The organism is Hymenobacter sp. HD11105, from assembly GCF_054051685.1.
Genome location: NZ_JBSWBR010000004.1, coordinates 82786 through 94543 on the forward strand (window position 1 = coordinate 82786; position 11758 = coordinate 94543).

At 56.3% G+C, this 11758-nt stretch carries 11 protein-coding genes; 8 read left to right on the forward strand and 3 right to left on the reverse strand.

Annotation, left to right across the window (positions count from 1 at the left end; all coding sequences use genetic code 11):
- Nucleotides 1-75: 75 nt before the first annotated feature.
- The gene (locus ACW9KT_RS13500) at nucleotides 76-1407 is read right to left on the reverse strand and encodes a replication-associated recombination protein A (protein WP_457081229.1); all 1332 of its coding nucleotides are present in this window, start codon (nucleotides 1405-1407) and stop codon (nucleotides 76-78) included.
- Between the two features lie 168 nt (nucleotides 1408-1575).
- Here ACW9KT_RS13500 and ACW9KT_RS13505 point away from each other — a divergent pair, with 168 nt between their 5' ends.
- The gene (locus ACW9KT_RS13505; RefSeq protein ID WP_457081231.1) at nucleotides 1576-2496 is read left to right on the forward strand and encodes a DMT family transporter; all 921 of its coding nucleotides are present in this window, start codon (nucleotides 1576-1578) and stop codon (nucleotides 2494-2496) included.
- A gap of 59 nt (nucleotides 2497-2555) precedes the next feature.
- Here the strand turns inward: ACW9KT_RS13505 and lpdA are convergent, their stop codons facing one another.
- The gene (gene lpdA, locus ACW9KT_RS13510; protein WP_457081233.1) at nucleotides 2556-3950 is read right to left on the reverse strand and encodes a dihydrolipoyl dehydrogenase; all 1395 of its coding nucleotides are present in this window, start codon (nucleotides 3948-3950) and stop codon (nucleotides 2556-2558) included.
- Nucleotides 3951-4168: 218 nt separating this feature from the next.
- Between lpdA and ACW9KT_RS13515 the strand changes: the two genes are divergently transcribed.
- Entirely contained in the window at nucleotides 4169-4363 is a 195-nt protein-coding gene (locus tag ACW9KT_RS13515) for a hypothetical protein (protein WP_457081235.1), read from the forward strand.
- Between the two features lie 111 nt (nucleotides 4364-4474).
- On the opposite strand, the gene ACW9KT_RS13520 is transcribed toward ACW9KT_RS13515, so the two are convergent.
- Nucleotides 4475-5719 carry an NAD(P)/FAD-dependent oxidoreductase gene (locus ACW9KT_RS13520; protein WP_457081237.1) on the reverse strand — a complete coding sequence of 415 codons (1245 nt, stop codon included), beginning with the start codon at nucleotides 5717-5719 and terminating at the stop codon, nucleotides 4475-4477.
- 95 nt (nucleotides 5720-5814) lie between these two features.
- Here ACW9KT_RS13520 and fabG point away from each other — a divergent pair, with 95 nt between their 5' ends.
- The 6 genes from fabG to ACW9KT_RS13550 all read left to right on the forward strand — a co-directional run bounded on the left by fabG (nucleotide 5815) and on the right by ACW9KT_RS13550 (nucleotide 11643).
- Nucleotides 5815-6564: a 3-oxoacyl-[acyl-carrier-protein] reductase gene (gene fabG, locus ACW9KT_RS13525; protein WP_457081239.1), complete on the forward strand. Its 750-nt coding sequence runs from the start codon at nucleotides 5815-5817 to the stop codon at nucleotides 6562-6564.
- Nucleotides 6565-6819: 255 nt separating this feature from the next.
- Nucleotides 6820-6942 carry a hypothetical protein gene (locus ACW9KT_RS13530; protein ID WP_457081241.1) on the forward strand — a complete coding sequence of 41 codons (123 nt, stop codon included), beginning with the start codon at nucleotides 6820-6822 and terminating at the stop codon, nucleotides 6940-6942.
- A gap of 148 nt (nucleotides 6943-7090) precedes the next feature.
- Nucleotides 7091-9169, forward strand: a complete 2079-nt coding sequence (locus ACW9KT_RS13535) for a VWA domain-containing protein (RefSeq protein WP_457081242.1) — start codon at nucleotides 7091-7093, stop codon at nucleotides 9167-9169.
- Nucleotides 9170-9296: 127 nt separating this feature from the next.
- Entirely contained in the window at nucleotides 9297-9779 is a 483-nt protein-coding gene (locus tag ACW9KT_RS13540) for a hypothetical protein (protein WP_457081244.1), read from the forward strand.
- Between the two features lie 134 nt (nucleotides 9780-9913).
- A complete protein-coding gene (locus ACW9KT_RS13545) occupies nucleotides 9914-10705 on the forward strand; it encodes a pseudouridine synthase (RefSeq protein ID WP_457081246.1) in 792 nt (263 codons plus the stop codon).
- Entirely contained in the window at nucleotides 10702-11643 is a 942-nt protein-coding gene (locus ACW9KT_RS13550; RefSeq protein WP_457081248.1) for an alpha/beta hydrolase, read from the forward strand. Before ACW9KT_RS13545 ends, ACW9KT_RS13550 begins: the two co-directional genes overlap by 4 nt.
- Nucleotides 11644-11758: the final 115 nt, after the last annotated feature.

The window sequence follows — 11758 nt, forward strand, 5'->3', positions numbered from 1 at the left end:
AAAAGGAAGATTAACTGGGTGCCTAACAAATGTAGAAGGGTTTGGTCAACGAAGACCAACTTGGTTTGCCGATTATCAATACTCATATTTTGCCCCCCACCATTGTCGCAGCCGCTCGCGCAGTTTCTGCTCGCTGGCATTATGGCCAGGGTCGTAGAAGCGGGTGCCGCTAAGGGCTTCGGGCAGAAACTCCTGGGGGGCAAAATTACCTTCGTAGTCGTGCGAATACTGGTACTGCTGGCCGTAGCCGAGCTGTTTCATAAGGCGCGTGGGCGCGTTGCGCAACGGAATAGGTACGGACTGCACACCTTGCTCGCGCACCAGCGCCCGCGCCGCCCGGATGCCTTTGTAGCTGGCGTTGCTCTTCACGCTGGTCGCTAGATACACTACCGTTTGACCCAGAATGATATCGCTTTCGGGCAAGCCAATAACCGTTACGGCCTGGAAGCAACTTTGGGCCAGCATGAGGGCGTTAGGATTGGCGTTGCCGATATCTTCGGAGGCCAGGATAAGCAGGCGGCGGGCAATGAACTTCACGTCTTCGCCGCCTTCTAACATTACCGCTAGCCAGTACAAAGCAGCATTAGGGTCGGAGCCGCGGATGCTTTTGATAAAGGCCGAAATGACGTCGTAGTGCATCTCGCCGCCTTTGTCGTAGCGAGCTAAGTGCTGCTGGGCCAGCTGCTGCACCACAGCATCGGTAACGACGGTTTCGCCCGTTTCGGGGTTCATGGGACTTGCTTCAACCACAATTTCGAGCAGGTTAAGCAGCTTGCGTGCATCGCCGCCCGAAATGGTGAGCAGAGCGTTGTACTCGGCCACGCGCACGTTTTTGCGCTTGAGCGTTTCGTCTTGGATTATAGCTTTATCTACTAGCTCCGTCAGCACTTCCTTGCTCAGCGGCTCCAGCACGTACACCTGCGCTCGGCTCAGCAAGGCCGGAATTACCTCGAAAGAAGGATTCTCGGTGGTAGCGCCAATAAGCGTAACCACGCCGCGCTCTACCGCCCCGAGCAAGGCATCCTGCTGGGACTTGCTGAAGCGGTGAATTTCATCAATAAAGAGTACCGTGCCCGGCCGTGACTTGGCCTTCTCAATCACGTCGCGTACGTCCTTTACACCGGCATTTATGGCGCTCAAAGCTACAAAAGGCTGTTTTAGCTCCTCAGCCAGCAAGTGCGCTAAGGTGGTTTTGCCCACGCCCGGCGGGCCCCACAAAATTAGCGAAGGCAAACGCCCCCCGGCCAAGTAGCGTCGCAGCACGCCCTCCGGGCCTACCAAATGCTGCTGTCCTGCGTACTCGGCGAGCGTATGCGGACGCCGACGCTCAGCCAAAGGAGCATTTTGGGACGGTTTGGCGGGTTGGGCCGGAGTGGGTTCGGGGTCGAAGAGGGAGCCGGTAGTCATCGGAGAGTAACGTAAAGCGAAGCCCAAAAGTAACGCGGGCGCTAAGCCAGTCGCAGAACATTCTGACGAAGCTAGTGCTTTGGGAGGCATTAGTTGCCATAAGGCAGTTCATGAAAGCTCCACAAAAGGAGCAATAGAAGCTTTGCACTACCCGTACCTTTGCCGCCGATGAAAAATTCCCTGCGCGTCCACGCGGCTTTGTTTCTGGTAGCCCTGATCTACGCGGCCAACTACAGTCTTTCCAAGGATGTGATGCCCGTATATATGGGTCCTTTCGGCATCGTAACGCTGCGCATAGTGGGCGCGGCGCTGTTTTTCGCCTTACTCAGTCGCCTCGTTGCGCCCCAAGATCGAATTCAGGGCCGCGCCGATAATGTGCGCTCCATCATCTGCGGGGTCACGGGTATTGGAGTGAATCAGCTGCTATTTTTCTCCGGGCTGAATTATACTTCACCTATCAATGCTTCTCTGCTTCAGACGATTGCGCCTATTGTAGTGGTCATTGCCTCGGCGGTGCTGCTGGGCGAAAAAATTACGGGTGCCCGTGTGGGGGGCATTTTGCTGGGGGCCGTGGGTGCAGCCACACTTATTCTGAGTCGTAACCCCACCGATGCCATTTACCCCAACGCTACGCTAGGCAATATTCTGATTCTGCTCAATGCCACGGCGTTTGGGGTCTATCTGGTTCTGGTTACGCCGCTCATGCGGAAGTATAATGCCTTCACCGTACTAGCACGCATTTTTTTGGTCGGTGCCGTAGTAGCAGTCCCTTTCGGTTGGCGCGATGCCCTCACAACTGATTACGCCCACTTCCCGCTCTACATCTGGGCAGAGGTGATTTATATGGTCCTGTTCCTGACCATTATTGCCTACCTGCTCAACAACTGGGCACTGAAATACGCCTCCCCTGCCCTGCTGGGCGTGTATATCTATTTGCAGCCGGTGCTGGCTGTGCTTATTGCTGTGAGTTTGGGCAAAGATCACTTTACCTGGGGCCGGGCCCTGCAAGCGGCCCTGATTTTTGGCGGCGTATTTCTGGTAAGTCGCAGGCCAAAGCCGCAAGTACCACTGGAGCCCGTACTGGACTAGACATTAACTAAAAAAGCCCCCCAACTATGTAGTTGGGGGGCTTTTTTAGTTAACTCAAATTACAAGTGAATCACCTCATTGTAAGCCGCTGCGGCCGCTTCCATCACGGCTTCCGACATGGTGGGGTGCGGGTGCACGGATTTAATGATTTCATGGCCGGTGGTTTCGAGCTTACGAGCTACCACTACCTCGGCAATCATTTCGGTTACGTTCGAGCCGATCATGTGAGCGCCGAGCCACTCGCCGTACTTAGCGTCGAAAATCACTTTTACGAAGCCGTCTTTAACGCCGCCAGCGCTGGCTTTACCTGAAGCCGAGAAGGGAAATTTGCCCACCAGAATGTCGAGGCCTTTGTCGCGGGCTTCTTTTTCGGTCATGCCAACGCTGGCAATTTCGGGCTGAGCGTAGGTGCAACCGGGGATATTCTGGTAATTGAGCGGCTCGGGGTGGTGGCCGGTAATTTTCTCTACGCAGATAATGCCTTCGGCCGAAGCCACGTGCGCCAGCGCCGGGCCGGGCACGATGTCGCCGATGGCGTAGATGCCGTCGACGTTGGTTTTATAATACTCATCTACAATGAGGCGGCCCTTCTCTACTTTGATGCCCAGCTCTTCGAGGCCCAAATTTTCGAGGTTGGTTTGCACGCCCACGGCCGACAGCACCACGTCGCACTCAATCTGCTGCTCACCTTTGGCGGTCTTCACTGTCACTTTGCAACCCTCGCCCTTTGTGTCCACATTGGTTACTTCGGCGCTAGTGAGGATGGTCATGCCCATTTTCTTGAAGGACTTCTCCATCTGCCGCGAAATTTCCTCGTCCTCTACGGGCACGATACGGGGCATAAACTCTACGATAGTTACCTCCGAACCCATAGCGCGGTAGAAGTACGCAAACTCGACGCCGATAGCGCCTGAGCCCACTACCACGAGACGCTTGGGCATTTGCTCCAGCGTCATTGCCTTGCGGTAGCCGATGATTTTCTTGTTATCGATAGGCAGGTTAGGCAGCTCGCGCGAGCGGGCACCGGTAGCCAGGATGATGTGCTTGGCCTCTACTGTCTCCTTCGAGCCGTCGGCTTTGGTCACTTCCACTTTGCCGGGAGCCAGCAGTTTGCCCGTGCCCGATACTGTTTCGATTTTATTCTTTTTGAACAGGAAGTTGATGCCTTTGCTCATACCGTCGGCCACGCCACGGCTGCGCTGCACTACGGCACCGAAATCGTAGCTAGGGTTTTCGACCTTCAGGCCATAATCTTCGGCGTGTTTGAAATACTCAAATACTTGAGCGCTTTTGAGCAGCGCTTTGGTCGGGATGCAGCCCCAGTTGAGGCAAATGCCCCCCAACGATTCGCGCTCTACTACACCTACTTTCAACCCGAGTTGTGAAGCCCGAATAGCGGCTACGTAGCCACCGGGCCCACTGCCAACCACGACCAGATCATATTGCAATGCCATATTCTTGTGCTTGAGAAGAGATAGAAAATTTCGTCCGGAAGGCCAGCCACCCGAGCCGGGCAAAGATAACCAGCGTTTGTTACTCTCAACAATAAGGTTTTGAAGAGCCGATTCCGGTTAAAAGGGCATGAATTTACCCCCAGCGGTGACCTAGCCGTACAATACACAACCACTTGACAGCTGGTCTGGTTTGGGTTACGTCCGTACTTTCTGGTGATATGAAAACAACCCTACTCTGCTTAATTGCAACTAGCGTGCTGCTGCTCACGACGCAGTGTGCCTCTACGCCCGAACATGAAGCGCCTACCAAGTTCAAGTCGACTCCATCAGCGCGCCGTGCCATTAAGCTTGAGCCCCCTGCCCCCCGAAACCTCGATTCCCTCAGCACTACCCCACCTGATTCGACGCTTTAGGATTGGCTTACTTAGTTGTCACAAAGGGCGTCATGCAGCGCGAAGCATCTCGCGTGAGCCCGCGAGATGCTTCGCGCTGCATGACGCCTTTTTGAAATTTGGGCTAAATGATTACTTACTACCCAGCAACAGCTTCACGTAGAAGCTCGGCTGCCGCAGCCGCTCGCGCAGGTTCAGATCCAGAAACATGTTGCTGATGGTTTCGGCCAGCGTGGGGTTGTTGGCGGCGCGGTTGGCGACCACATTAAACAGCCACGGAAACGCTAGCAAGCGCTGCATGGCGCGACTCAGGCGCAATTCCTGCCACAGCCGATTATACACAGCTGCGTCGTAGCCCTTGAGAAAATCAGCGGAGAAATTATGCGCGGCTAGCGCACGGGAGGCCCAGTCGGCGGCGTGACGGCCACTCACCATAGCGTGACTGATGCCTTCACCGGAGAATGGGTCGATGAGAGAGCCTGCATCGCCGAGCAGCATGTATGCGTCGCCGGAGAGAGAGCGGCGTTTCGAGCCCAGCGGTAAGCCGAATCCGCGCACCGGGCCCAAACGCTGGGCGTCTTTGAATCGCTCGCGCAGAGCGGGGTGAGTTTCAAGAATTTCTGAGAGCCGCTGACGCAGGTTTATCTTCTTCTGCGACACGGTTTTGCTCAACATCCCGACGCCCACGTTGGCCTGCCCATTAGGCAAGGGAAATACCCAGAGGTAGCCGGGCAAAAATTCTTTGATGAAGTGAAGCTCAATAAAGTTGTCTTTGCTCAACCCAGTTACGCCTTGATAATACGCCCGCAGGCCAGCGCAGTGATGGTCAGGCTCCAATTGATGCCCGCCAATCTGCCGCGCAAACGCTGACTGCGCCCCGTTGGCTACCAGCAGCAGCTTGGCTTTTATTTCTATAGCGCCATCGGCTGTGCGCAGATACCAGTGGCCGTCGGCAGTGCGCTCGTGGTGCGTAATGTCTACAGATTCTAATAGCTCGATTTCCGGGCGCTGACGGACTTCTTTAACCAGAAAATTGTCGAAGTCGATGCGCTTGGCAATGTGACCGGCGGCAGGGTCCGTTGCTTTATTAAAATGAGGTCGGAAGGGAATACCGAGGCGGCGGCCGTTGGGCGCGAAGAAATCGATGCCCCAGGCGGGCAGCTGCGCGGCATCGGCGGCTAATCTGGGGGGCAAATTTTCGGCTATGCGGCGCAGCTCACTTACCACTTTGCCGCTGAGCGCATCGCCACATATTTTGTCGCGAGGAAAAGTGGCGCGGTCGAGCAGCAGGCAGCGTTGGCCCGCGTTGGCGAGGTGCAGGGCGGCTGTAGCACCACCGGGCCCGGCCCCCAAAATGCAGATATCGATTTCACGCATAAGTCGGGGCGAAGGTACGATGCCTTTTGAATGCCTGCCGCTACGCCGCGTGGATTGGTTAGCGGAAATTGTCCAGCCTTGCTACCTTCGCCCACATGACAAAACTGCTCGACGGAAAAACCGCCCTCATTACCGGCGCCTCCAAAGGAATCGGCCGCGCTATTGCTACCCATTTCGCCCAACTCGGCGCTAACATCGCCTTCACCTACCTTTCCAGCGTGGAGAAAGGCCAACAGCTCGAACAAGAGCTAGCTGCCCACGGCACCAAAGTAAAAGGTTTCCGCTCTGACGCCTCCGTGTACGCCGACGCCGAAAAGCTAATCGACGATGTAATGACTGAGTTTGGCCGCCTGGATGTTCTGGTTAATAATGCTGGCATCACCCAAGATGGTCTACTCATGCGCATGAGCGAGCAGCAGTGGGACCAGGTGTTGGCCGTGAATCTCAAGTCAGTGTTCAACCTGACCAAAGCCGCCATCAAGCCGATGATGCGCGCCAAAGCCGGCAGCATCGTGAATATGACGTCGGTAGTCGGCATCAAAGGCAACGCTGGGCAAGCTAACTACGCTGCTTCCAAGTCGGGTATTATTGGCTTCACGAAGTCGGTAGCGCTGGAGCTAGGTTCGCGCAATATTCGCTGCAACGCTATTGCGCCCGGCTTTATCGAAACCGAAATGACCGATGCCCTCGATCCTAAGCAAGTAGATGAATGGCGCAAAGCTATTCCGCTCAAGCGTGGTGGCACCCCCGAAGACGTAGCTAAAGCCACTGCTTTTCTAGCTTCGGATGACAGCAGCTATATCACCGGGCAGGTATTGCAGGTTGACGGTGGCATGCTGACGTAAGCTACCACACCGAATAAATTATCTTAGTGAACGTCATGCCGAGGCGGCGCCGAAGCATCTCGCGTGAGGTCGTTGTACACAACAATGCAACAGCAGCACACGAGACGCTTCGGCGCCGCCTCGGCATGACCGCCTACTAGGAGGTTTACTGGCATTCCTACTTTTCTTGCCGCTTTCCAAGAGCCAAGTGTGGTTGAATAATTCTGTTGCCGCTCTTGCTACTAACGGCCCCTACTTAAACTACAGGAATTTGATTTGAGCCATCCCAGCGTGCAAGCCAAGCTTAAGGAACGCTATGGCAAACGAATTCCGCTGACGGAAAAAGTTATTTCGCAGGTACGCATGTTTGACAATAAGGAGTTGGTCACGATGCGCTAGGCCCGCTTTATTCTGCCTTTTCACAACCTATACCGCAACTCCCTAACTTCGCCACCCAACCCGCGATTTAGTAAGCTTTAGCTGTTGCACGCAACTCTATAGCTCCTTTCCGGGTTTTTGGTACTCTCACTTGCTGGTATTCCTGTCTTTGATTTCCGTCGCTGCTTCTCCCTGGTTGATTTTGTTGTGCCTGGCCGTGGGCGCGGGCTACGCGGCGCTGCTCTACTCGGCGAAAGCGCCTTGGAGCAAGGCCCTGAATTATGGTCTGGCTGCTTTGCGCTTCGTGGTCGTGAGCTTTTTGTGCTTTCTGCTGCTTTCGCCCTTCATCAAAACCAATAGCACCACCACCGAAGCGCCCACCATCGTGCTGGCCGTAGACAACTCCCAGTCGGTGGGGCTATTTACGCCCCCTGAAGTGCTGCGTCAGGCGACGGAGGGCTTGCAACAGTTGGCCACTACGTTGCGCGGCCAAGGCTTTCAGGTTGAAACACAGATTTTGCCCCCTAACCCCGCGCGGGATGTTCGGCCTGATTCGGTGCGCTTTCAAGCCCAGGCCACCGACTTAGATGGATTGCTGACCAACGTGCGCGAAGGCTACGAAGGACGCAATCTGGCCGGCGTGGTGCTGGTGTCTGATGGCCTCGTAAACCAGGGTCGCTCACCGGTGTACTCCGAGTTCAACTTCCCCATCTACAGCGTGGCCGTGGGCGATACGGTGCCTAAGCGCGACCTGAGCTTGCCAACGCTAAACTACAACCGCGTAGCCTTTAGCGGCAACCGTTTTCTTATCGAAGCTGAAATCGTCTATGAGGGTTTTGCGGGCGGTACGGCGGTGGTGCAGCTGCGCGAGAGTGGCCGGGTATTGGAAACCAAGCGCGTGAATTTGCCCCCCGGCCAGCGCCGGCAGAAAGCTACCTTTCTGCTCACGGCTCCTGCCCCTGGCAAGCGCCGCTACGAGGTGGCTATTAAGGCCCAGGCCGGCGAGTTTACGCCCCTCAATAATAGCCGCAACGCCTACGTGGAGGTGGTGAAGGGCAAGCTAAAAGTACTGCTGGCCGGCGCCGCGCCGCACCCTGATATTAAGGCACTTCGGGGGGCAATTTTGCAGAACGACAATTTCGACCTGACCATCTACCTGCCCGGCATCGCTCCTTTCAAAGCCCAGGACTACGACGTGGCCATCCTGCACCAGCTCCCGGCCCGCACAGGCGAAGGGGCCGATGTACTGGCCCAGGTACGCAACCGCCGCATTCCCACATTATTTATCATCGGCGCCCAGTCTGATCTAAACGCATATAATAACCTGGGCACGGGCCTCACCATCGCGCCTCGGGGCCAGCAGACGGATGAAGTAACGCCCGTGCTGAACGCGTCTTTCTCGCGGTTTTCCTTCGAGGAAGATGCCTTGCGCCGCTTCGCAGCGTATCCGCCCGCGCCAGTACCATTTGGCGAGTATCGCTTGGGCGGCGGCGCCGAAGTGGCTCTGTATCAGCAGGTAGGGCGGCTCAAGACGCAGAAGCCACTACTAGTTTTTGGTGGCTCGCCCGAGCAACGCCGAGCTACCCTGCTCACTGATGGCGGTTGGCAATGGCGCCTACAAGAAGCCGCCGACCACGCCGACCGCCCCGACGCTTACGACCGGCTCATCAGTCGCACGCTGCAGCTGCTGACCGCCAACGCCAACAAGAAGCGCCTCGACGTGTATCCCACTCAGGACGCCTTCAGCACCGCCGACGAAATCACCTTTGGCGCAGAAACCTACAACGCCATTTTTGAGCGCATCTACGGGCAGCAAATCGCACTTACGCTCACCGACGAGCAGCAGCGCGTCCGTACCTATTCGTTTACTAACAGTGAAGATGGCACCCCACTGCGCCTTGGCACTTTACCCGGCGGCGTGTACCGCTACGTGGCCCGCGCCACGCTCGGGGGGCAAAATCAGCAAGATCAGGGCGAGCTACTGGTGCAGGAGCAACAGCTTGAATCTCTCAACGCCCGCGCCGACCACAACCTGCTCTACCAGCTCGCTCGCCGCAGCGGTTCGCGCCTGTATTATCCCCAGCAGTTTGACCAGCTCACTCAAGATATTCAGAAGGCTAACTACAAGCCGGTGATTTACAGCCAGGAGAACATCCGGGACCTAATCAATCTGAAGTGGCTGTTTTTCCTGCTGGTAGCACTGGTATCGGCCGAGTGGGCGGCGCGCAAGTACTCGGGGGGCATTTAGAATGAGTCTATCAGAAGCCCGCCAACAAATGGCGTGTATGTACTTGAATACACAATTTTAGTAATAACGAAACGCTAGTACACGTGTTCTGCGCTAGTAAAATAATGGCTACTACTGAGCCCACTGTATGAGATTTCTCCTTTTAAACGCATTAGGATTTACTGCCTTATTCACCAGCTGCCAGCAAACCCCCACTGAGCGGGCGCAGGCTGCCGTGGCTGAATATGTGCAGTATGGTATGAGTGTTCCTAGTAATTATTACTCTGAGGGATTTCATACCCAGCCATTTACCCGTCAGGACTCGATAGCCTACGTGCTTCAGGTAACCGAGCGCGCAGCAAAGCAGGTCAGCACTGCTGCCAATGGAGCCAGCCTCACCCTCACTGCCGACGACACCCGCCGCGCCCAGGAGCGGCAGCGCCTGCAGGCCCGCCAGGCTGACAATACTGAAATAGGAGTTTTTGTGCGCCACAAGTACCGCGAAGAAACTAAAGAGGGCTTTAGTCGGCGCGACAGCGTGGATGCGGTGGTGTACCCGCCGCGCAGTGTAGTTGTGCTGTTTACGGGCCAGGTGCCGCTGCGAGGAGAAAGTAAGGCGGCTGCCAAATAAATACCCCCAGCCGGTAAACTTTAGAGGTTATCGCGGCCCAAACCTAGCTTCTGCCGACCTTTGTCTTTCGCTGCCTTTTATCAAAAGCCGTAAGAGGCTAGTGAACACTCCTTTGTTTTATATTTCCTTGCTCCATGCGCTACGTCCTGCTCAACAAACCCTTTGAAGTCCTCACCCAGTTTACGGACGAGAACGGCCGCGCCACGCTCAAGGACTTTGTGCCCATTCCCAAGATATACCCCGTCGGCCGCCTCGACTATGACAGCGAAGGCCTCGTGCTGCTCACCGACGATAAGCCCTTGCAGCACCGCTTGTCGGAGCCGCGCTTCAAGGTGCCCAAGACGTATTGGGTGCAGGTAGAAGGCGTGCCTACCGAGGAAGCGCTGGCTACGCTACGCCGGGGAGTTGACATCAAAACCAGCTTCACGGCTCCGGCCGAAGCGGAGCTACTGCCCGAACCGCCCGCCGTTTGGGAGCGTGCCAAGCCTATTAGGTTTCGGGCTAACATTCCTACGTCCTGGATTCAGCTTACTATTTCGCAAGGCATCAACCGGCAAGTGCGTAAGATGACGGCTGCCGTGGGTTTTCCGACGCTGCGCTTGATACGAGTGAAGATCGGACATCTGGAAATCGAGAATTTGGCCCCCGGCCAGTGGCGCGAGCTAACCGCTCCTGAAGCCGCTAAGTTGAAGGCCGCTTTCTCCGCTACTAAAATGCCTGGCGAGCGCCCACCGCTCTCGAAAGACGCAGCGCCCAAAAAGTCGGCCCCAAATACGGCCCCGGGCACCAAGCCCGAAGGTGCTCCAAAACGTAAGTCCTTTACGCCGGCAGGTCCCAAGTTTGGCGGTGCCCCTGCATCCGGGAAAGGGCCTGCCGGCGGTAATGCCCGTCCGAAGCGTGGGCCCAAAACCTCCCGCCCCCGATGAAGCGACGGTGGTTGGCCGTAGGAGCTGCCGCCGTTTTACTCGTCAACGCGGTAGCTTTTTTTCACGCTTGGCGTTTCACCCATTTTACTGATGAGCCCGGTTTGCGCCAGGCCAGCCCCGAGCAATTATCGGTGTTGCAGAAAGCAACGCTACTGCTCACGGGCATACAAAACCCTAAGCCGATCAATGCGGCTAAGCCTGCTTTTCCGTACCAAACCATTTGGCTGCAAAGCCCCAACGGCCGGCTAGAAGCCTGGTATAGCCCCGCGCCCGACGCAGTTGGGCAGGTGGCGCTGTTTCATGGCTACACCAGCGACAAGTCGAAGCTGCTGACGGAAGCGGAGTTTTTCCTAGAGCAAGGCTTCTCGGTTTTGCTGATTGATTTTGCCGGCAATGGTGGCTCCGCAGGCGTGCAGACTACAGTAGGTTACCGGGAAGCAGATGATGTAGCGGCGGCCTTCGCGTATTTGAAGGCGCAACACCCACAGGCACCGCTTTTTCTATATGGGGTTTCGATGGGGGCCGTGGCTATTTTGCGGGCCGAAAGCGAGTTGGGCGTGCGGCCCACGGCTACGATTGTGGAGTGCCCGTACGGCAGCATGCTTCAAACGGCTCAAAACCGCTTTCACGCGTTGCACGTGCCCGCTTTTCCGCTGGCTAACCTACTCGTATTCTGGAGCGGCGTGCAAAACGGCTTTTGGGCTTTCGACCTGGATGTCCGCGCCTACGCCAGCCGTATCCAGACGCCTACCCTTCTGCTCTACGGCCTCACCGATCCGCGCGTGACTCGCGAGGAAACCGATGCTATTTATGACGCTCTCGGTGGCCCGAAGCAACGGCGCTACTTTGCCGGCGTAGGCCACGAGCCGTATCATAGCAAGCACCGGGTGGCTTGGCGCAGCACTATCCAGCGGTTTATGCAGCAGTATATGCTGTAAAAAAGCTCCCCAAGCGTTTAGCTAAATCTATTTGCGACCCGTTACAACGAGGCAGAGACACATACTTGTGTCTTGTCGTTAGCTCCGATGTTCTTCGGTTGCTGGTGCTGTTCAA